Origin of the sequence: Nonomuraea sp. MG754425 (assembly GCF_021699195.1) — a bacterium.
GTDB lineage: Bacteria > Actinomycetota > Actinomycetes > Streptosporangiales > Streptosporangiaceae > Nonomuraea.
On sequence record NZ_SSXE01000183.1, the window covers coordinates 1 to 19,941 of the forward strand.

A 19,941-nucleotide genomic window follows, 5' to 3' on the forward strand; every position below is an offset into this window, starting at 1 on the left:
GGCCTTGGTGGCGGACTCGGCGCGCTGCCTGGCGGCCGTGATGAGCGGGAGCACGCGGTCCGCCCGTGCCGCGTCGTCGAGGACGGCCTGCAGATCGGCCCGCTCGTCGGCGCGTTCGTCGAGGGTGCGGCGCAGGGTCAGCGCCTCGGCGTAGCGGCGGCGGCGGTCGGCCAGCGCGGCGGCCTGCTCGAAGCGCAGCCGGGCCGCCCGCAGTTCGTGACCGGCCGCCGCGTGCGCCGCGCCGGCCCGCCGTGCCACGGCCCGCGCGGCGGCGAGCAGCGCGCCCGCCCATCCCAGCGGGTCGCTGTCCGGCGTCGGCACCTCCGTCCCGTCACCGCCCTCAGGCGCGACGCCCCCGGCCCCGGCAGACCCAGACTGTGCAGGCCCAGACTCATCTGGCGAGGGCGCGGCAAGCGGACCACCGCTCAGGGCCGTGGGCAGGTCGTCGCCCGCGACCTCCTCCACCCGCTTGACCGCGAAGTCCACCTCCTGCCGCAGCTCCTGCGCCTCCCGCCAGGCCGTCTTGCGGTGCTCGGCCAGCCACGACTCGGCCGTCGTGAAGACCTTGACGGTGAACAACCGCTCCAGCAGCTTCGACCGCTCGTCGCCGTCGGCCCGCAGGAAGCGCGCGAAGTCGCCCTGCGGCAACATCGCCACCTGGCAGAACTGGGCGGCGTTCATGCCGAGCAGCCCGCCCACCAGGTCACCGGCCTCGTCGAGCCGGGTCGTGAGGCCCCGCCAGTCGGCCCCCTGCCACTCCGACAGCACCACCTTGGACTTCTCCTCGGTGAAGCCCGACCCGCGTAGCTTGGGACGCGCCCACGCCGGGGAACGCTGGATGCGCAGTAACCTCCCCCGGAGGCTCACCTCCAGCGTGACCGACGGCCCCACCGTGGGCGGGGCGTGGTCGCAGCGCAGGCTGCGGGCGCTGTTGCGCTGCCCGGGGACCTGGCCGTAGAGGGCGAAGCAGAGCGCGTCGAGGACGGTGGTCTTGCCCGCCCCGGTCGGCCCGTGGACGAGGAAGAGCCCGGCCTCGGACAGCGCGTCGAAGTCGACCGTCTCGGTGCCCGGGAAGGACCCGAACGCCGTGAGCGTGAGCCGGTGCGGCCGCATCTACGCCATCGTCTCCTTCACCCTGGACGCCTCGATGGCCTGTCTTAGCAGGTTCTCCTCCTCGGGTGCGGCAGGCTCGCCGCGCACCTCCCTGACGAAGTCGAGGGCGACCTCCGCCTCGGGCCGCCCGCTGATGCGCGCGGGCTGGGCGGCGGCGGTGGCGCCGACCGGCTCGAAGGAGAGGGCGAGGGTGTGCGGGAAGCGGACACGGAGCCGGTCCATGGCCGATTTCGGGCGTACGGCGTCGGTGAGGACGATCTGGAGCCAGTGCTCCTCGTAGGCGGCGTAGCCGGGCAGGGTCAGCAGGTCGTCGAGGTCGCCGCGCAGGCGGCCGACCGGGCGCGGCACCGGAGCCGGGACGAACTCCGCCTCCTCCCCCAACGTCACCAGCCACGAGCCCTTGACGTGCCCCACCTCCGAGAAGGAGTACGCCAGCGGCGAACCCGAGTAGCGCACGCTCTCCGACATGCGCTGCCGACCGTGCAGGTGGCCGAGCGCCACGTAGTCGACCCCGTCGAACGCCCGCAGCGGAACGTGCGCCACCCCGCCCACGCTGATGTCGCGCTCGCTGTCGCTGGCCTGCCCGCCGGTCACGAAGCAGTGGGACAGCACGACCGAGGCGCGGTGGCGGGCGGCGTCGGCCCTGATGCGGGTCATCGCGTACGAGATGGCGGCGGTGTGGCTGCGGTCGGGCAGCTCCCAGGCGGCCCGGACCAGCTCGGGTTCCAGGTAGGGGATGCCGTAGAAGGCGACGTCGCCGACCAGCACCGGTTCCCACGACCGGCCGGGTGAGGTGCGCACGTGCACGCCGGCCGCCTCGAACAGCTCCGAGCCGAACCGCAGCCGCAGCGCGGAGTCGTGGTTGCCGCTGATCAGCACCACCCGCGCCCCGGCCGCGCGCAGCCGCCCGAGCGCGTCATCGAGCAGGGCCACCGCGTCGACCGGGGGCAGCGCGCGGTCGTAGACGTCGCCGGCGACCGCGACCACGTCGACCCGCTCGGCCCGCACCGTCTCGACCAGGTGGTCGACGAACGCCGCCTGCCCGGCGAGCAGGCTCTCACGGTGGAAGGAGCGCCCGAGGTGCCAGTCGGAGGTGTGCAGGATCCGCATGTCGCAGGAAGCTAACAGCTCCCACCGACAAATGCGGTCTCTGCAGCCCCACACGCCGGGAGTAATGTGGAAGATCGGCGGGACAACCGTCGCACATGGGATCGCACATGGGGAGGCCGATGCGCACTGGCCGTGGCACCTTGAGCGTCGCCGCCGGCCTTGTGCTGGTGGCTCTCGCGTCGGTCGGATACGTGCTGCCACCCGCGTTCGATCCGCCACCGCTCAAGGTCGATCCAGCCTTCCAGGCCGTCCCGGCCCAGCCGGCCGAGGAGCTGCGTCCGGTGGTGGCCGTCGATCCCATCCGCCGTGAGGAGATCTCGATCCCGGCGGAGGCGCAGCGCCTGGAGGGCACGCTCCGGACGCCGCGCACCCCCGGGAGGCATCCGGCGATGGTGTTCGTGTCGGGGTCGGGCAACGGCTCCCGCACGGAGTTCACGCCGCAGGCGGAGTTCCTGGCCAAGGCGGGCGTGGTGACGATCGCGTTCGACAAGCGCACGATCGGCTACGACTTCCGCCACCGCGACTTCGGCCTGCTCGCCGACGACGCGCTGCGGATGGTCGAGTACCTGCGCACCCGTCCCGAGGTCGATCCCGACCGGGTCGGCATCTGGGGGGTGTCCGAGGGCGGCTGGGTGGTGCCGATCGCGGCGGCCAAGAGCCCGGCGGTCGGGTTCATGGTGCTGGTGTCCTCGCCCAACGTCTCCCCGCTGCGTCAGGTCGCCTGGGCGCTGAACGAGCAGTTGCTGCGGCTGCGCGCCCCCGTCGGCGCCCGCGACCTGCTGACCAGGGCGATGGGCGTCGTCGGGTTCGACTTCCTGCGCTACGACGCGCTGCCCGCGTTAAGCCGGGTCAAGCAGCCGGTCCTGGCGTTCTACGGCACCACCGACCCGTCGATCCCCTTCGTCGAGTCCACCCAGGCGCTCGTCACGGCGATGGGCGAGGCGGGCAACGACGACTTCACGATCCGGTTCATGGCCGAGGGCGACCACGCGATGCGGGTGCACGGCGGCCCGTTCACGAAGGGCTACCTCGACACCCTCGCCAACTGGATCAAGGGCCTGCCCGGCAGCGCCAGGCCCGCCGTGCACATGGCCGGCGCCACCCCCGTCCAGCGGTTCGAGGCCAGCGACGTGCCCGCGGCCCCCTGGTACGCCGGCGGCACGATGCTCGGCCTGACGATCTGCCTGGCCGCCGTCGGCTACGTGGCGGGCCCGGTCGCGGCCGTGGTCGTGCGCCTGCGCCAGCGCCGCCAGACCCCCGTCGAGACCAACGCCAGGTTGTGGTCGCCGATCAGGCGGCGGCTGTTCCGGATGGCGTGGACCGGGCTGGGCCTGCTCGCCTCGGTGGCGGCGTTCATCATGCTGCTGGTGCTGTTCTCGATCAACCAGGCGGGCGCCTGGCCCGCCGTGCTGGCGGGCTGGCTGGTCGTGCGGCTGCTGGCCGTGCTGATGCTGATCCAGGAAGTCACGGCGGTGGCGGCGTACGTGTCGGCGCTGCGCGAGGGCCTGCAGCCGACCCGGTGGCAGCACGTGACGGTGGGCGGCGTCCTCGGCGGCACCGGCCTGCTCCTGGTGGCGGCGGCCTACTACGGCCTCTACTCGTTCCCCTGGTAAGAGGGCGCCTGACCCGTCGGAGCGGGCCGGGACAGCGGCTCGATGTAGGCGCGCATCCAGCGGTCCAGCTCGGCGAAGACCTGCCCGCGCGCGGGCTCGGCCGACAGCACCAGGTCGTGCAGGCCGTCGGCGATCCGCACGCACGTCACGTGCGGCCCGAGCGAGGTGGACCAGCGGGCGATGTGCCGCGGGTCGAGCACGATGTCGGCCGAGCGGGCCTCCGGCACGAAGTCGCGCACCCGCAGCCCGGTCGAGGAGGCGAGCACGAGCACCGGCACGTCCAGTGACAGGCCGCGGTGCAGGCGCCGCTGCGCCCGCCGGATCGCGGCCAGCCACATGGCGTGCACGGAGAAGCCGCCGAGCGGCTTGAGCTCCAGGTCGTAGTCCCACTCGCCCTGCTCGCTGCGGTGCAGCGACTGCCCGTAGACGGTGCTGACGCCCAGCGGCAGCACCCGGCGCGTGTACGACAGCGGCGTCCGCAGCAGGTCGGCCGCCAGCCGCAGCGGGGCGGACACGTTGAGGTCGAAGAACGGGCTGTTGAGCACGAGCCCCTGGACGAGGCCACGGCCGCGGACGCGGTCGGCCCACAGCGGCGCGATCAGGCCGCCGGTGGAGTGGGCGTTGACGGTCAGCTCGTCGTGGTCCTGCCGGATGATGCGGACGGCCTCGTCGATCTCGGGGAAGTAGTCGGTGACGCTCCTGATGAGGCCCCTGGTCTGGTGCGGCAGCAGCGATCGGCCGTACTTGCGCAGGTCGAGCGCGTAGAAGTCGACGCCGCGCCGGCAGTAGTGCTCGGCCAGGTGGTCCTGGAAGAAGTAGTCGGTGAATCCGTGCAGGTAGAGCACCGCACGGCGGGAGCCGGTCCCGGCTCGCCTGCTCACCAGCGTCGCCACGACCGCGCCCTCGAAGTCGTCGGGCATGGGCAGCACGGTGGTTTCGTACATGTCAGACACCATAGGGATCGTCCGGCCACGAGGGCACACCGGGCGGCAGATCCCGGCTCACGCTCATCGGGAACTCGGCCTGCCGCTTGTCCAGGAACGCCGTCACGCCCTCCATCGCGTCGTCCGCGCCGCCCAGTTCCGCCATGAGGCGGGAGTCGGCCGCGTGCGCCTCCCACGGCGAGGACGCCGACAGGCCCGACCACATCAGCCGGCGGACGGCGGCCACGGCGACGCCCGAGGTGTTGTCCGCGATCTCGCGGGCCAGCGCGTACGCCGCCGGCAGCAGCTCGTCCGGCGGCAGGACGCGCGAGACCAGCCGCCCTTCGAGCGCTTCGGCGGCGGGGAAGACGCGGCCGGTCGCCGCCCACTCCATGGCCTGGGCGATGCCCACGATCCTGGGCAGGAACCAGCTCGACGCCGCCTCGGTGACGATGCCCCGCCGCGCGAACACGAACCCGAACCGGGCCGTCTCCGAGGCCAGCCGGACGTCCATGGGCAGCGTCATGGTGACGCCGACGCCCACGGCCGGTCCGTTGATCGCGCCGATGACCGGTTTGAGCGAGCGGGCGATGCGCAGGGCGACCGTGCCGCCGCCGTCGCGCGGCACGCCGTCCACGCTCTCGAGTCCCGGGTCGTCGGGACGGGAGCCGGGCCGGAAGGTGCCGCCTCCGCCGCCGAGATCGGCCCCGGCGCAGAACGCGCGGCCCGCCCCGGTCACCACCACCGCGCGCACGTCGTCGTCGGCGTCGGCGCGGTCGAAAGCCTCGATCAACTCTCCGCGCATCGTAAAGGTGAAGGCGTTGAGCCGTTCGGGCCGCTTCAATGTGACCGTGGCGATGCGGTCGGTCACCCCGTACTCGATCTCGGTGAAGGCCATGCCCCGAATATTATTCGGTGACTGATGTTCACTCTCCGATAAAGACATATTTCGTATTCGGTGCGTAGGCTGCCGCCTCTACGGAAGCCTGAGGCGACCGCGCCCGTGCGGCTCACCGCAGGCCGCGGAGTCCGCGCCTATGGTGAAGTTCGCGGGGAAACGGGGAAGGCGTGCGGCAGGCTGAGGAACCAGTGAGCGCCGGAGCGGTCCTCGGGTGGCTGGTGCTGGCGGCACTCGCGCCCGGAGCCGCCCATCTGCGTGCCGGCCGGCGCAGGACCGGCCTCGTCCTCGTCTCCTGCTACGCCGTCCTGCTGCTGGGGCTGCTCGCGTTCGTGCTGACGAACGACCTCGGCACCCTGGCCGGCTCGGCCACCCAGGACAGTTGGCTGCTCGCCATCATGATCGGCGGCGTCGTCCTGGGCCTCGCCTGGTTCGCGCTGATCGTCCACTCGTTCGTGGTGCTGCGGCCCGGCCGGCTGGCCCAGCCCCTGCAGATCCTCACCGGCACGCTGGCGGGGCTGCTCGCCGTCGTGGTCGTGGTGCCGTTCGGCTACGCCGTCCAGTTCGCCGGCACCTCGCGCGAGGCGCTCGACGAGATCTTCCAGCAGCCCGCGGAGAGCGAGGAGTCCGCCGCGCCGGAGCCCGCGCCCGAGGACCCGTGGGCCGGCCGCGACCGCGTCAACATCCTGCTGCTCGGCGGCGACGCCGACGACAACAGGACCGGCGTGCGCACCGACAGCATGAACCTGGCCAGCATCGACGTGCAGACCGGCAACACCGTGCTGTTCAGCCTCCCCCGCAACCTGGAGGACGTGCGCTTCCGCCCGGACACCCCGATGGCCCGCCGCTTCCCCGACGGCTTCAACCTGCCGAAGGACGCCAACGGCGGCTCCAGCGACCTGCTCAACAGCGTCTGGGAGTACGCCGACGCCCACCCCGAGATCTTCGGCGGCAAGCAGCACCAGGGCCCCAAGGTCCTCATGGACACGATCGGCTACACCCTCGGGCTCGACGTCGACTGGTACGCCCTGGTCAACATGTGGGGCTTCGCCCGCCTCATCGACGCCATCGGCGGGGTCACCATCAACGTCGAGCAGGACGTCGTCTTCGGCAAGTACAACGAGGGCCTGGTCAAGGCCGGCAAGCGCCGGCTCAAGGGCGCCGACGCCATGTGGTACGCCCGCTCGCGCACCTACAGCGACGACTTCACCCGCATGCGCCGCCAGCGGTGCGTGCTCGGCGCCATCCTCGACCAGGCGGATCCGGCGACGGTGCTCAGCCGCTTCCACCAGGTGGCGCTGGCCACCAAGGAGCTGATCAGGACCGACATCCCGCGCACCTGGCTCGAACATCTCGTGCCGCTGGCGCTGAAGGTCAAGAACGCCGAGGTCACGAGCGTGCAGTTCGTGCCGCCGCTGATCAGCACCGGCTACCCCGACTGGGTGAAGATCCGCAACATCGCGGCGAAGGCGATCCGCGACTCCTCCCATGCCAAGGCCCCCGTCGCCGCCTCCGCCACCCCCTCCACCGGGCAGCCGGCCACACCTTCGTCCTCCCCGAAGCCGAAGAAGACGGCCAAGGCGATCGGCGACGACCCGACGAAGGGGATCACCGAGGGGTGCTCGGCCAAGGGCTGAACGACGCCTGGCCGGAAAACCGCTGGTACGCCGCACGTCCGGGTGGGCAGACTGGGCCGGTGAGCGACGACGACCCGCTGCGGACCGCGGCGATGCTCGGGGCGGCCGACGAGGTCGGGCGGTTGCTGGCGGCCGGCGCGCGGCCCGACCCGCCCGCCGGCGGCACGCCCCTGTACCAGGCCGCCGTGCGCGGTGACACCGCCGTCGTGCGGATGTTGCTGGCGGCCGGGGCCGACCCCGGCAGGGAGAGCACGGCCGACGGCGAGGGCCTGCCGCTGTGCGCCGCCGCGTGCTGGGGGCACCTCGGCGCGGTGGTCGCGCTGCTCGACGCGGGCGCCGACCCCGACCTGCCCGAGGACCCCGGCGGGAGCGCCATGACGGCCCTGCACTGGGCGTGCGCGAACGACCGCCTGGCCGTCGTGGCGGCGCTGCTCGCCCAGGGCGCCGACCCCGGCCTGCGCGACCGGTCGGGCGGCACCGCCCTGACCCGGGCCGCCGAGCGCGGCGCGGCGGCCGTGGCCGCGGCGCTGCTCGGCCACGGCGCGGCCCCCGACCCGCGCGCCCTCGACCTGGCCCGGCGCTACGCCGGCCACGACATCGAGGCCGAGGTGCGCACGCGGGCCGGGGAGCACGCGCCCCGCGACGCGCGGATCGGCGTGCGGCGCGAGGAGGCCGAAGGGGGCGGCGTGCGGGTCGTGGCCGAGGTGCGCGACGCCGCGGGCCGGCTGCGCTCGGAGACCTCGCTGGGCACCGGCCACGCCGAGATCGTCCGCCTGCTGGAGCGTCACGGTGGCGGGAAACCCTCCGTCGGGTAAAGGTCGCCTCTGGCCGGTGTGGCGTACCCGCCGGGGCCGCGGCGGGTCGTGATCTGTTGGCGGGGTTCGTCTCCGTACCTGTCACAGGAGGTCTGACATGGGCCGTCGCATTCATCTGCTGATCGCCACCGCCACCCTGGCCGGGGCCCTCGTGCCGTTCGCCGCCTCCCCCACGCCCACCGGCGGGCTGGTGGACCGCATGCACAACGTCCGCGAGGCGCTCATGGGCGCGGGCGGGCACTTCTACGGCCTGGGCGACATCCTCAGCGGCGCGACCCCGCGCTACGACTCCCTGCCGCTGTAGGCCGGGTCAGGAGCGGAAGGACTCCTTGGCCAGCCGCCGCACCCGCGCCTCGTCGATGTCGTGCCCGAGCCCCGGCTGGGTCAGCGGCACGGCGATGACCCCGGCGTTCGCGCCCACGATGGGGTTGACGATCTGGTTCTGGCGGGGCGGCTGCGTGACGTCGCACGGCAGCGTGCAGCCCGGCAGGCTGGCCACCGCCACGGTGGCGGCCCTGGCCAGCCCCGCGCCCTGGCCGCCCGTGCACTGGATGTCCCAGCCCGCCGCCGCGGCCCGGTCGTGTGCCCGCCGGGCCTCCGACAGCGACGGGAAGGCGGCCGGGCGCAGCAGCAGCACCCGCGCCGCCCGCAGCGTCAGGAAGTCGTCGAGCTCGGCGGACGTGTCCACCTCGACCGCCACCGAGGCGCTCACCTGGTCCTGGAGCGAGGCGTGGGCCTGGAGGTCGGAGACGGGGAAGGGCCGCTCGATGACCTCCAGGCCGTAGGAGTCGAGCGCGACGAGTTGCTCCTGCTCGGTGTAGGCGTTGCCGCAGTCGACGGCCAGGGTCAGCGCCGGGTACGCCCGCCGCACCGCGCGTACGGGCTCGACGTCCCAGCCGGGCCGGATGTCGAGCGTGACGTGCCCGTATCCGGCGCAGACCTGCTGGTTGACCCGGGCCACGAGGCTCTCGACGGACGGGTCGGGCACCAGCCGGACCGTGGCCATGAGCGAGGTGCGGGTGCCGCCGATCGCCTCGGCGAGCGGCACCCCGCGCATCCGGGTCCACAGGTCCCAGCAGGCCATGTCGACGGCGGAGTCGATGGCGGGCACGGAGTCGGGGTGCTCCCAGTCGACCCCGACCACCAGCGCGGCCAGCGTCTCGGCCAGCCTCGACCAGGTCTTCGCCTGGGGAGTGGTCAGCTCACCCCACCCGGTCAGGCCGCCGTGGTCGGTGAGCTTCACGAGCAGGCTCTCCGATCTCCTGCCGTACGGCAGGACCAACCGGAAGACCTCTAGCTCACGCACTCGCGGCATGTACCCCCCCATTTATGACGCGGTTGGTTCCATAGTGCCCGTTGCCGCGGAGTTCACGAAACGCGGGGCCAGTACGGCGCCCAGAAGCGCGAGCGCGACGGTGAAGACGAGGCCCACCGCGTAGTTCTGGGCGGCGGCGGTGAACAGGGCGCCGCTGACCGCGACGGCCACCACGGTGAACACCGACTCACCCACGCCCACGGCCGCGGAGTTGGCGCCCTCCTCGCCCTCCTTCGACAGCTCCAGCACCAGCACGGACACGGTCGGGTGCAGCATGCCGATGCCGAGCCCGACGGCGGCCATGCCCACGTGCGCGATCGCCAGCGGCACCGAGTCGATCAGGACGAGCGTCACCAGCGAGATGCCGGCGGCGATCAGCAGCCCGCCGCCGCGCAGGGCCCCCATGTTGCCGATCATGCCCCGGCCCTTGATCCAGGAGCCGGTGGACCAGCCGAGCGCACCGACGGTGAGCACGATCCCGGCCGCGGTGACGCTCAGGCCGCGCTCGTACTTGAGCATGAGCGGGATGAGCACCTCGGCCGCCGTGTACGAGCCGAAGGCCAGCCCGCGCAGCAGCGGCGCGGTCGGCAGGCCGCGGGCGGCCCTGAGCGAGCCGGGCAGCAGCAGCTTGGGCAGCGACACGGCCAGCAGCACGACCCCGGCGACGAGTAGCGGCACTCCGGCGAGCTTGAGCGCGCTGCCGTACTGGATGAGGGCGGCGGCGACGGCGGTCAGCGTGGCGTAGACGAGCTTGCGGCCGAGGCCGGGGGCCGGGGCGGCCACGCCCTCCTGGACGGCCCGGCCGGCGGTCCCGCGCCAGAGCAGCAGCGCCGACGGGATGACGACCACGATCACGCCGAGGAAGATCCAGCGCCAGTCGAACCGCTCCGCGACGAAACCGGCGATGGCCGGGCCGATCATGGAGGGCACCACCCAGGCCGCCGAGAACGCGGCGAACACCTTGGGATGCATCGCCGCCGGGTAGGCCCTGGCGACCAGCACGTACAGCGCCACCTGGGTCAGCCCGGTGCCGAGCCCCTGCACGAAGCGGCCCGCCACGAACACTTCCATGTTCGGCGCCAGCCCGGCCAGCAGCAACCCCGCCACGAACGTCACCACGCCGGCGCCGATGGGCTGGAGCGGCCCCCGTACGTCGCCCCAGCGGCCACCCAGCACCGTCGCGATCACACTGGCCGCCAGGGTCGCGCTGAAGGCCAGGTTGTACACGGCCATGCCGTCGAGCTCGCGGGCCACCACGGGCATGGCCGTGGCCACCGCCATGGCCTCGAACGCCTGCAGCATGACCAGGGCCACCAGCCCGATGCTCAGTGCGCGGTAGCGCGGCGACAGCACGCCCGCCGGGGCCGCCGCGGAACTTTCAACAGTTGTTGTCATACCCGGCAAACTATGGCGAAGTTCCAGGTCAGCACATCGGGCGCGGGCCCTAGGCACTTGGGCCTAGGGCCCGCGCCGCCGGTGGTGCCTAGGGCTTCGGCATGCGGGCCTCGATGCCGTCGAGCAGCAGCTCCAGCCCGTAGTGGAAGCGGTCCTCGCCGTCGGAGGCGGTCAGCTCGTCGACGTGCTTGGCCAGGTTCGGGAACCGGTCGGTCGGCAGCCCCCCGTAGTAGGAGACGATCTGCGCGACGAACGACTCGAAGTACTCCGCCGGGTCGCTCATGCCGGCCGCGCGCATGCGCGCGTAGTGCACCGACCCCTCGTAGGCGTCGCCCACGAGGTAGAGCGTGAGCCGGTCCATCGCCAGGGACGCCTCCCGGGGCGACATGCCGGCCGCGATCAGCAGCCCGTAGGTGAACTCGCCGGCGCGCAGCGAGTTCTCGCCCGTCGGGATGTTCGCCAGCGCCGCCCTGGCGACGTCGGCGTGCGCGCGGAAGACGTCGTGCATCTCCACGGCGTACTCCCGGAGCTGCTCCTTCCAGCGGGCCGGGTCGGGCTCGGGCAGCCGGATCTCGCTGAGCACCCGGTCGTAGATCAGTTCCAGCAGTTCCTCCTTGCCGGAGACGTGCGCGTACAGCGAGGCGGGGCCGGTGTCGAGCTCCTGGGCCACCCGTCTCATGCTCAGCACGTCGAACCCCTCGGCGTCGAGGATGCGCAGCCCGGTCTCGACGATCAGCTCCTGGCTGAGCTGCCGCCTGGCCTGGGCCGGGCGGCGCGACTTGCGCCACGGCGGCGCCGGCACGTCCTGGGGGTCCTTGCGATCGACCATGCGGACAGCCTACACGAACGCCGTACTTGACACGAACACTGTTCGTCGCTAAAAACATAGTTCGTTGACGAACATCGTTCGTTGTCTAGAACACCGTTTGAAGGAGTTGTCATATGACAGTCACCGCCTCCGCGGAGACGACCGGGGTCGCGCCCTATCGCCACCGCTGGATCGCACTGTTCGTGATCCTGGCCGCCGAGGTCATGGACCTGCTCGACGCGCTCGTCACCGCGATCGCCGGCCCCACGATCCGGGCGGAACTCGGCGGGTCCGAGAGCCTCATCCAGTGGCTCGGCGCCGGCTACACCCTGGCCATGGCCGTCGGCCTGATCACCGGCGGCCGGCTCGGCGACCTGTACGGCAAGAGGCGCATGTTCGTGATCGGCGCGGCCGGCTTCACCGTCGCCTCGCTGCTGTGCGGCATCGCCGTCAGCCCCGAGATGCTGATCGCCAGCCGTGTGCTCCAGGGCCTGTTCGGCGCGGTCATGATCCCGCAGGGGCTCGGGTTGATCAAGGAGATGTTCCCGCCGCACGAGCTGGGCAAGGCGTTCGGCATGTTCGGGCCGGTGATGACCATCTCCTCCGTCGGCGGCCCCGTCCTGGCGGGCTGGCTGGTGGACGCCGACTTCTTCGGCACCGGCTGGCGCATGATCTTCCTCATCAACCTGCCGATCGGCCTGGCCGCCGTGCTGGCCGCGCTGCGCTTCCTGCCCGAGCACCGCTCGTCCGGCGCCACCCGGCTCGACCTGCCCGGCGTCGCGCTCGTCTCGGCCGCCGCGTTCCTGCTCATCTTCCCGCTCATCCAGGGCCGCGAGCTGGGCTGGCCCGCCTGGACGTTCGTGTCGATGGCCGCCTCGATCGCCATGTTCGCGCTCTTCGGCCGCTACGAGGCGAGCCGCGCCAGGTCCGGACGGGACCCGCTGGTCACGCCCACCCTGTTCCGCAAGCGGGCCTTCACCGGCGGCCTGGTGGCGGGCCTGGCCTTCTTCTCCGGCCTGACCGGCTTCGGCGTCGTCTTCAGCTTCTACACGCAGATGGGCCTCGGGTTCACACCGCTGCAGGCCGGGCTGACCGGGCTGCCGCAGGCGCTCGGCGGCGTCATCGGCTTCGGCCTGGCCATGGCCGGGCTGCAGGAACGGCTCGGCCGCGGCCTCATGCAGATCGGCACCCTCGTGATGGCCGGCGGGGCGGCCGTGCTCGCCGTCACCATCCACCTGGCCGGGCTCGACGTCAGCGGCTGGCAGCTCGCCCCCGGCCTGACCCTCGTCGGCATCGGGATGGGGCTGACCATGGCCCCGTTCTTCGACATCGTGCTGGCCGGGGTCGAGCCGCACGAGTCCGGCTCCGCGTCCGGCACGCTGACCGGGGTGCAGCAGCTCGGCGGCGCCTTCGGCACCGCCGTGCTCGGCACGCTGTTCTTCAACCTGCTCGCCGACCAGACCGGGTTCGGCCGGTCGATGGAGGTCACGGTGTGGGTCGAGGTGGGGCTGCTGGCGGCGACGTTCGCGCTGACGTACCTGCTGCCGCGCCGCGCCCGCCCGGAGCAGCCGCACGCCGTGTGACCCCGGCCGGGATCCTCAGGTGGACAGGTGGCGCTCGGCCCAGCGGGAGACGTCGCGGCGCTCGATGGCGGCGGCCATCAGGTCGGGGAAGGCGTCGGGTGTGCACGCGAAGGCGGGCACGCCCAGCGCCGCCAGCGCGGCGGCGTTCTCGTGGTCGTAGAACGGCGCGCCCTCGTCGGACAGCGCGAGCAGCACGATCACCTGCACCCCCGCCTGCGTCATCGCCGCCACCCGGCGCAGCATCTCCTGCCTGACGCCGCCCTCGTACAGGTCGCTGATCAGGATGAAGATCGAGTCGGCCGGCCGCGTGACGAGCCCCTGGCAGTAGGCGATGGCCCGGTTGATGTCGGTGCCGCCGCCGAGCTGGGTGCCGAACAGCACCTCCACCGGATCCCGCAGCCGGTCGGTGAGGTCCACCACCGCCGTGTCGAACACCACGAGCGACGTCCTCAGCGACCGCATCGAGGCCAGCACCGCCCCGAACACGCTCGAGTACACCACCGAGGCCGCCATCGACCCGCTCTGGTCGATGCACAGCACCACCTCGCGCTGCACCGACCGCTGCCTGCGCGCGAAGCCGACCAGCCGGGACGGGACCACGGTGTTCCGGTCGGGCAGGTAGTTCTTCAGGTTCACCCGGATCGTCCGGTCCCAGTCGATGTCGGACGCGCGCCTGGGCCGGTGCGTCCGGGCCGAGCGGTCGAGCGCGCCGGACACGGCCGTCCTGGTCCGCTGCGCCAGCCGGCGCTCCAGTTCCTCCACCACCCTGCGCACCAGCGCCCTGGCCGACTCGCGGGCCTGGTCCGGCATCACCTTGTTGAGCGCGATCAGGGTGCCGACGAGGTGCACGTCGGGCTCCACCGCCTCGAGCATCTCCGGCTCCAGCAGCAGCCTGGTGAGGTTCAGCTTCTCGATCGCGTCCTGCTGCATGACCTGGACGACGGTGGACGGGAAGTACGTCCGGATGTCGCCCAGCCACCTGGCCACCCGCGGGGCCGACGCCCCCAGCCCGCCCTGCCTGCGATCGGACCCACCCTCGCCGCCGCCCTGGTCGTAGACGGCGGCCAGGGCCGCGTCCATCTGCGCGTCCGCGCCTTCCAGCCCGCACCCGGTGCCGTCGGCCGGCCCGCCGCCGAGCACCAGCCGCCATCGGCGCAACCTCTCGTCCGCCGCGCTCATCCGTCTCCCCTCCCGATGATCGAGAGCACGGTCGCCACGGCCGCCGCGGCACGGCGCTCGTCCACGTCCTGCTCCGTTCCGTCGTCGTCGCCCGCCGAGCGCAGCCGCTCGCCGACGGCCCTGCGCTCCGGCGCGGCGAAGGCCCCGAACGTGCGGCGCAGCAGCGGCAGCACGTCCGTGAACTGCTCGCCGGACAGGCCCGTCAGCCAGCCGTCCACCAGGCCGAGCAGGCGCGGGTCGTGCACCAGCAGCAGCCCGCCCCCGGCCAGGAACCCCTCCACCCAGGCCGCCGCCCGCGCCGGGGCCTGGCCCCTGGACATGGCCCTGGACATGCGGTCGGCGGCGTCGTCCAGCTCGCCGGAGTCCAGCAGGATCCTGGTGAGGCGGCCCTCGATGAGGCCGTGCAGGTCGGGGCGGTCGCAGACGCCGCGCAACGTGGCCAGCCACCGCCCACGCGGCGACGACGCCGCACCCGCACCGCTTTCCGGACCGCCTTCTGGGCCGCCTGCCGGGGTGTCGGACAGGAGTGCGACGGCCGAGTGGACCGCGTCCACGTGCTTGAGCAGGCCCTTCGCCGCCTCGTCGGCCAGGCCGGTCACCGCCACCGGCAGCCCGGCGCGGATGCGCTCCAGCATCGACCGCACGATCACCGCCAGCCCGTGCGCCGAGGTGCCGCGCACGTCGCCGTAGCGGTGGGCACGCACCATCGCGGGCAGCGCCGCCATCAGGCTGGTGACGTCGGTGTCCAGGGCGGCCTTGGCCGACAGCGCCGCCAGCACCTCGGGCAGCGCCTGCGGCAGGTCGGCCAGCAGGCACCGCTCCACCAGGGACGTCAGGTCGGCCAGCACCGCCGACGACCCCGCCGCCACGTCCGTGGCCCGCCGCGCCGCCGCCGCGGCCACCGTGGTGCCCAGCGCGGCGTGCTCGATCAGCGCGAGGTCGTGCTCGGGCCGCCAGCCCAGCGTCCACGTCTCCCTGAACGTGCCCTTGCCGCGCGCCTGCCCCTGGGTGCCCCAGTCGACGCCCAGCAGCCGCAGCCGGTGCAGCAGGTGGCTGCGCTCCAGGTCGAGGGGCTTGCGCAGGTCGAGGTCGACCTCCCGGTCGAGCGCCTCGGGCTTGAACTTCAGCCGCCGCTGCGTCTCGCGCAGGTCCCGCTGGAGCGGCACCATCGGGGTGCCGTCGGAGACGTGCCCGAGCCGGTCGCCGACGACCATGCGCCGCTGGATCAGCTCCACCGCCAGGTCGTCGCCCTCGCACAGCACGGCCCTGGCCGCCTCGGTGACCTCGCCGAGCCCCGCCAGCGGCCTGCCGCGCAGCGCCGCCAGCCCCTGCGCGAGGCGTACGGACTCGATGACGTGCGCGGACGACACGGCCAGCCCCTCCTCCCGCAGCACCCCGGCGGCCTGCGCCAGCCACCGCTCCACCGGCCGGTCGGGCGCGTCGAACAGGTGGTGGTACCAGCCCGGCGACGTGATCCCCGCGCCGTAGCCGCTCCACGAGGCCAGCCGCCCGTACGTCCACGGCACCCACGTCAGCTCCGCCTTCACCTTCGGCAGGCCGCGCAGCACCGCGTTGTCGGCCGTGGCGGACGGCAGGGGGCCGCTCAGCGCGGGCACGTGCCAGGCCCCGCAGATCACCGCGATCCGGCCGAAGCCCTGCTTGACGGCCGCGCGGAGCGTCTTGCGCATGTACGCCTCGCGCCTGGCCTCGTGCCCGTCGGGCTCGTGGCCCTCGCGCACGGCGGCCATGGCCTCGGCGATCACCTCGAACGGCGTGTCGCCGCCCCGGTGCTCGACGACGTCCTCCCACCAGCGTTCGGGGTCGTCGTAACCGGCCGCGGCGGCCAGGGAGCCGATGGGGTCGGCCAGGACGCCGGCTTGGTCGTCGTCGTCGCGCTCGGTGGCCAGGGAGTGCGCGGCGGGCAGGTCGCAGAAGCGCACCGGGACGCCCGCGGACGTGCCGTACAGGATGGCCTGCCACTCGGGCGAGAACGCGGCGAACGGCCAGAACGCGGCCCGCGACGGCGCTCCCGGCACGTGGGCGAGCAGCGCGACCGGCGGCTCCAGCGCGGGCGCGAGCCGCACCAGCGCGTCGGCCTCCGGCGGGCCCTCGACGAGGATCGCGTCGGGCCGCAGCCGCTCGAGTTCGCGCCGCACGGCACGCGCGGAACCGGGGCCGTGGTGACGCACCCCTAGGATCGACACGCCGCTCATGGCACCTCCGCCAAGCCCGGCACGACGGCGTTCACGAGACCTCGCGGCAGGCACGGTAGAAGTCGCGCCAGTCGGAACGCTCGCGCACCACGGTCTCCAGGTACTCGCGCCACACCACCCGGTCCGACACCGGCTCCTGCACCACCGCGCCCACGATGCCGGCGGCCACGTCGGCCGGGCGCACGACGCCGTCGCCGAAGTGGGCGGCCAGAGCGATTCCGCTGGTCAGGACCGAGATGGCCTCGGCCGTGGACAGGGTGCCGCTGGGTGACTTGACCTTCGTGCGGCCGTCCTCGGTGACGCCCGTGCGCAGTTCCCTGAACACCGTCACCACCCGCCGGATCTCCGCGAGACCCGTCGCCGTCTCCGGCAGCTCAAGGGAGCGGCCGAGCTGGGCGACGCGGCGGGCGACGATGTCCACCTCCTCCTCGGCGGTGGCCGGAACCGGCAGCACGACGGTGTTGAAGCGGCGGCGCAGCGCGCTGGACAGCTCGTTGACGCCCCGGTCGCGGTCGTTCGCGGTGGCGATCACGTTGAAGCCGCGCTGCGCCTGCACCTCGCGGTTGAGCTCGGGGATCGGCAGCGTCTTCTCCGACAGCACGGTGATCAGCGCGTCCTGCACGTCGGACGGCATGCGGGTGAGCTCCTCCACCCGGGCCACGCGGCCCTCGGCCATCGCGCGCATGATCGGCGACGGGGTCAGCGCCTCGAACGACGGGCCCTCGGCCAGCAGCCTGGCGTAGTTCCAGCCATACCGGACGGCCTCCTCGGCGGTGCCCGCGGTGCCCTGCACGAGCAGCGTCGAGTCGCCGCTGATCGCCGCCGCCAGGTGCTCCGACAGCCACGTCTTGGCGGTGCCGGGCACGCCGAGCAGCAGCAGCGCGCGGTCGGTGGCCAGCGTCGCCACGGCCACCTCGACGATGCGGCGGGCTCCGACGTACTTGGGGGTGACGCGCTCGCCGTCGCCCAGGATGTACGTGGTCACGGCCCACGGCGAGAGCTTCCAGCCCGGCGGCCTGGGCCGGTCGTCGTCCTTGGCGAGGACGGCCAGCTCCTCGGCGTACTGGTCTTCCGCGTGCGGGCGCAGAACGGTCATCGGGCCAGCTCCTTGTACATGTCAGCTCGGAAACGCAGCAGGGCGGCGACCTGCTGGATGGGCTCGCCGGGCGAGTAGTCCTCGGCCAGCTCGAACAGCGCCGGGTCGATGTGCTCGCCGGCCAGCTTGACCAGCTCGCCGAGATTCCACGGCTGCGTGGCGTGCATCTTCACGATCTTGTGCAGCACGGCCGTCGCCAGGCCCTCGCGCCAGGGGGACGACACACCGCCCAGCACCATGATCAACTGGCTGTCGAGGTCGTGGCCGCGGACGAACTGCGCGGCCAGCTCCTGCTGCTCCTCGGACGGCAGCGCCTCGAGCAGGTCGGCGATCGGGTCCCAGCCGAACATCGCGCGCGCCCACTCGGGGTCCTGCTGCAGCACCGCGGCGCGCACCCAGGCCGTCTTCACCTCGGCGTCCCAGTCGGGGATCCGCATCGCGAGCAGCCGGGCGGGCGGACGCTCCCACACGGACAGGGGCGCGCGGGCGATGATCTGCTGCAGCCACCAGGCCCGCTCGCCGATGCCCCGGGGCGGCTTCGGGCGCACGCCGTCGCGTTCCATGGCCTTGTCGCAGGTCTCGGGGGCCTCCACGAGGATGACGTCGCCGGCCCCGTCGCGCCCGATCGTCACGCGCGAGCGCACCCGATCGGCCATGCGCAGCGACATGCGCGAGCCCGGCAGGCGGGTCAGCAGGTTGGCGGCGGCCTGACGCACCTCACGGCGGCGGTCGTCCAGCGCCTGTTCGAGGAACGGCTCGTCCGCCATGCTCAGCCCCTCGGCCAGCACCTCGACGAACCCCGCCCGGTCGTCGGGCGTCTCGCGCTCCCAGGTGCTCTCCAGCAGCCGCCTGGCCCCGGCGGGGTCGGCGGCCCGGAGCGCGCACAGGTGGGCCCGCCGGTCGGCGGCACCGCCCAGCTCCCACGTCTCACCCGTGGGCTCCTCCAGGAGGTAGGCCCAGAACGGGTTGAGCCCGGCCAGCCAGCGTCCGCGCTGCCCGGCCAGCACACCGAGGTGCACCCTGATCGAGCGGTCGCGCCGGCCGCGTTCGAGCAGTTCGGGCAGCACGTACGCGGGCACCCGGCGGCCGGTGGCGGCGGCCGCGGCCAGCCATTCGGGGATCAGCCGCTCGTGCTCGCCGCCGAGCAGCCTGCCGAGCCGCTCGGCCGCCCGGCCGCCGACGGCCGCCCGCTCCTCCACGGGCGCGGCCCCCTCCCCATCCGCCCCGTCCAGCCCGTCCGCGCCGGGCACCCCGGACGCCCCGGCGTCCGCGGCCTCGACGTGCACCGGCTCCCCGGTGTCCCTGCCTTCCGGCGCGCACGCCTGGCGGTCGGATGCGTGCTCCCGCCGGCCGGGGGTGTGGTCGTGCGGCTCCTGTGCGGGGGTTCGCGGGCCCGTCACGTTCACGCGCCGTCCGGCGCGGCGGCGGGCCACCTCGACGGCCGCCGCTTCGAGCAGATCTCCTTGGTACGGCCTGCGGTCGGTGCCCACGAGCGCCGTCGAGGCCAGGTCGTCCCAGCCGGTCACAGGATCACCGTCGTTCCTTCGTCGTCCCAGGTGGTCAGGGGGCGCACGCCCTGCGGCGTCCACTCGGCCGCCACCGTGACCGGGTGGCCGCCGGAGACGGCGATCAGCCGCCAGGGGTCGTGCGCGCGCGGGTGCAGCGGCAGGCCGCCGATCGAGGTGCGCCCGGGGACCACTCCGGCGAGGACCAGCGGCCACGACTCGGTCCACGGATCCTCGGCCAGCGCCCGCGCCATCTCGTCGAGCGCCTCGTCCGGCGACATCCCGGGCGGCACGGCGGGCTCGGGGCGCGAGGTGGCGCCGTGGCGGGCGGCCACGAGGGCGCGGAGCGGGGCCGCGCCCGGGTAGTAGGCGAGGTCGGCGTCGATGGTGGTGCCCGTGACGAGGGAGGCGTCCAGCGGCTGGCCCTGCGGGGCGAACGACAGGACGAGGGCGGGCCTGCCGGTGCGGCGGCCCCGGAGCCAGACGCGCCGGGCCGTCAGCCGGTCCTGGGTCTCGTCGCGCCTGCCCAGGACGTCCCAGTGGTCGCGGACCGGGGGCCCGGCCAGGACGGCTTCCCTGGTGACCGGGAAACCCGTACGGATCAGGACGGTCTGCACAAGCGGCTCCGGCAGCCCGGCCCTGCGGCGGTAGGCGACGGCGAGCAGGTTGATCAGCGCGTACTCCTCCAGCAGCCGCCCCGGCCAGCCCTCCTCCGCACGCACCCGGGACAGGCGGGAC

The 19,941-nt window shown here is 73.5% G+C and carries 16 protein-coding genes and 1 pseudogene; 5 read left to right on the top strand and 12 right to left on the bottom strand.

Features of this window, described 5'->3' with window-relative positions; translation table 11 throughout:
• Together FAF44_RS42060 and FAF44_RS42065 are read right to left on the bottom strand one after the other, a co-directional pair.
• The coding region (locus tag FAF44_RS42060; RefSeq protein ID WP_237108991.1) for an AAA family ATPase at window positions 1-1,113 on the bottom strand (1,113 nt) is incomplete at its 3' end.
• The gene (locus FAF44_RS42065) at window positions 1,114-2,223 is read right to left on the bottom strand and encodes an exonuclease SbcCD subunit D (RefSeq protein WP_237108992.1); all 1,110 of its coding nucleotides are present in this window, start codon (window positions 2,221-2,223) and stop codon (window positions 1,114-1,116) included.
• Between the two features lie 119 nt (window positions 2,224-2,342).
• Here FAF44_RS42065 and FAF44_RS42070 point away from each other — a divergent pair, with 119 nt between their 5' ends.
• Window positions 2,343-3,836: a S9 family peptidase gene (locus tag FAF44_RS42070; protein ID WP_272895761.1), complete on the top strand. Its 1,494-nt coding sequence runs from the start codon at window positions 2,343-2,345 to the stop codon at window positions 3,834-3,836.
• Here FAF44_RS42070 and FAF44_RS42075 read toward each other — a convergent pair.
• Both FAF44_RS42075 and FAF44_RS42080 read right to left on the bottom strand, forming a co-directional pair.
• The gene (locus tag FAF44_RS42075) at window positions 3,818-4,780 is read right to left on the bottom strand and encodes an alpha/beta hydrolase (RefSeq protein ID WP_237108993.1); all 963 of its coding nucleotides are present in this window, start codon (window positions 4,778-4,780) and stop codon (window positions 3,818-3,820) included. The two genes, FAF44_RS42070 and FAF44_RS42075, sit on opposite strands and share 19 nt — an antisense overlap.
• A 1-nt stretch (window position 4,781) precedes the next feature.
• Complete coding sequence (locus FAF44_RS42080) at window positions 4,782-5,657, bottom strand: enoyl-CoA hydratase-related protein (RefSeq protein ID WP_237108994.1); 876 nt, start codon at window positions 5,655-5,657, stop codon at window positions 4,782-4,784.
• 191 nt (window positions 5,658-5,848) lie between these two features.
• Here FAF44_RS42080 and FAF44_RS42085 point away from each other — a divergent pair, with 191 nt between their 5' ends.
• The 3 genes from FAF44_RS42085 to FAF44_RS42095 all read left to right on the top strand — a co-directional run bounded on the left by FAF44_RS42085 (window position 5,849) and on the right by FAF44_RS42095 (window position 8,413).
• Complete coding sequence (locus tag FAF44_RS42085; RefSeq protein ID WP_237108995.1) at window positions 5,849-7,294, top strand: LCP family protein; 1,446 nt, start codon at window positions 5,849-5,851, stop codon at window positions 7,292-7,294.
• Window positions 7,295-7,353: 59 nt separating this feature from the next.
• Window positions 7,354-8,109, top strand: a complete 756-nt coding sequence (locus FAF44_RS42090; RefSeq protein WP_237108996.1) for an ankyrin repeat domain-containing protein — start codon at window positions 7,354-7,356, stop codon at window positions 8,107-8,109.
• Between the two features lie 97 nt (window positions 8,110-8,206).
• A complete protein-coding gene (locus tag FAF44_RS42095) occupies window positions 8,207-8,413 on the top strand; it encodes a hypothetical protein (RefSeq protein ID WP_237108997.1) in 207 nt (68 codons plus the stop codon).
• Window positions 8,414-8,419: 6 nt separating this feature from the next.
• On the opposite strand, the gene FAF44_RS42100 is transcribed toward FAF44_RS42095, so the two are convergent.
• The 3 genes from FAF44_RS42100 to FAF44_RS42110 all read right to left on the bottom strand — a co-directional run bounded on the left by FAF44_RS42100 (window position 8,420) and on the right by FAF44_RS42110 (window position 11,648).
• Window positions 8,420-9,424, bottom strand: a complete 1,005-nt coding sequence (locus FAF44_RS42100; protein WP_237108998.1) for an enolase C-terminal domain-like protein — start codon at window positions 9,422-9,424, stop codon at window positions 8,420-8,422.
• A 12-nt stretch (window positions 9,425-9,436) separates the two neighbouring features.
• A complete protein-coding gene (locus FAF44_RS42105) occupies window positions 9,437-10,819 on the bottom strand; it encodes an MFS transporter (protein WP_237108999.1) in 1,383 nt (460 codons plus the stop codon).
• A gap of 88 nt (window positions 10,820-10,907) precedes the next feature.
• Entirely contained in the window at window positions 10,908-11,648 is a 741-nt protein-coding gene (locus FAF44_RS42110) for a TetR/AcrR family transcriptional regulator (RefSeq protein WP_237109000.1), read from the bottom strand.
• 113 nt (window positions 11,649-11,761) lie between these two features.
• Between FAF44_RS42110 and FAF44_RS42115 the strand changes: the two genes are divergently transcribed.
• Window positions 11,762-13,210 carry a DHA2 family efflux MFS transporter permease subunit gene (locus FAF44_RS42115; RefSeq protein WP_237109001.1) on the top strand — a complete coding sequence of 483 codons (1,449 nt, stop codon included), beginning with the start codon at window positions 11,762-11,764 and terminating at the stop codon, window positions 13,208-13,210.
• A gap of 15 nt (window positions 13,211-13,225) precedes the next feature.
• On the opposite strand, the gene FAF44_RS42120 is transcribed toward FAF44_RS42115, so the two are convergent.
• The 5 genes and pseudogenes from FAF44_RS42120 to FAF44_RS42140 all read right to left on the bottom strand — a co-directional run.
• A complete protein-coding gene (locus FAF44_RS42120; RefSeq protein WP_237109002.1) occupies window positions 13,226-14,389 on the bottom strand; it encodes a VWA domain-containing protein in 1,164 nt (387 codons plus the stop codon).
• On the bottom strand, window positions 14,386-16,602 hold the full coding sequence (locus tag FAF44_RS42125; RefSeq protein WP_237109003.1) for a DUF5682 family protein: 2,217 nt from the start codon (window positions 16,600-16,602) through the stop codon (window positions 14,386-14,388). Before FAF44_RS42125 ends, FAF44_RS42120 begins: the two co-directional genes overlap by 4 nt.
• A 31-nt stretch (window positions 16,603-16,633) precedes the next feature.
• On the bottom strand, window positions 16,634-17,698 hold the full coding sequence (locus FAF44_RS42130) for an AAA family ATPase (RefSeq protein WP_237109004.1): 1,065 nt from the start codon (window positions 17,696-17,698) through the stop codon (window positions 16,634-16,636).
• Window positions 17,695-19,224 (bottom strand): DUF5691 domain-containing protein, encoded by a 1,530-nt coding sequence (locus FAF44_RS42135; protein ID WP_237109005.1) that lies wholly within the window; start codon window positions 19,222-19,224, stop codon window positions 17,695-17,697. The genes FAF44_RS42130 and FAF44_RS42135 overlap by 4 nt, the downstream gene beginning before the upstream one ends.
• Window positions 19,221-19,941: pseudogene (locus FAF44_RS42140) on the bottom strand (SWIM zinc finger family protein); the annotation flags it as partial. The pseudogene FAF44_RS42140 and the gene FAF44_RS42135, both read right to left, overlap by 4 nt.

Excerpts from the sequence above, each read along its gene's own strand:
- FAF44_RS42095 (WP_237108997.1), top strand. The coding sequence starts at position 8,207 with ATGGGCCGTCGCATTCATCTGCTGATCGCCACCGCCACCCTGGCCGGG.
- FAF44_RS42080 (WP_237108994.1), bottom strand. The coding sequence starts at position 5,657 with ATGGCCTTCACCGAGATCGAGTACGGGGTGACCGACCGCATCGCCACG.
- FAF44_RS42075 (WP_237108993.1), bottom strand. The coding sequence starts at position 4,780 with ATGTACGAAACCACCGTGCTGCCCATGCCCGACGACTTCGAGGGCGCG.
- FAF44_RS42130 (WP_237109004.1), bottom strand. The coding sequence starts at position 17,698 with ATGACCGTTCTGCGCCCGCACGCGGAAGACCAGTACGCCGAGGAGCTG.
- FAF44_RS42100 (WP_237108998.1), bottom strand. The coding sequence starts at position 9,424 with ATGCCGCGAGTGCGTGAGCTAGAGGTCTTCCGGTTGGTCCTGCCGTAC.
- FAF44_RS42120 (WP_237109002.1), bottom strand. The coding sequence starts at position 14,389 with ATGAGCGCGGCGGACGAGAGGTTGCGCCGATGGCGGCTGGTGCTCGGC.
- FAF44_RS42070 (WP_272895761.1), top strand. The coding sequence starts at position 2,343 with ATGCGCACTGGCCGTGGCACCTTGAGCGTCGCCGCCGGCCTTGTGCTG.
- FAF44_RS42115 (WP_237109001.1), top strand. The coding sequence starts at position 11,762 with ATGACAGTCACCGCCTCCGCGGAGACGACCGGGGTCGCGCCCTATCGC.
- FAF44_RS42065 (WP_237108992.1), bottom strand. The coding sequence starts at position 2,223 with ATGCGGATCCTGCACACCTCCGACTGGCACCTCGGGCGCTCCTTCCAC.
- FAF44_RS42125 (WP_237109003.1), bottom strand. The coding sequence starts at position 16,602 with ATGAGCGGCGTGTCGATCCTAGGGGTGCGTCACCACGGCCCCGGTTCC.
- FAF44_RS42105 (WP_237108999.1), bottom strand. The coding sequence starts at position 10,819 with ATGACAACAACTGTTGAAAGTTCCGCGGCGGCCCCGGCGGGCGTGCTG.
- FAF44_RS42110 (WP_237109000.1), bottom strand. The coding sequence starts at position 11,648 with ATGGTCGATCGCAAGGACCCCCAGGACGTGCCGGCGCCGCCGTGGCGC.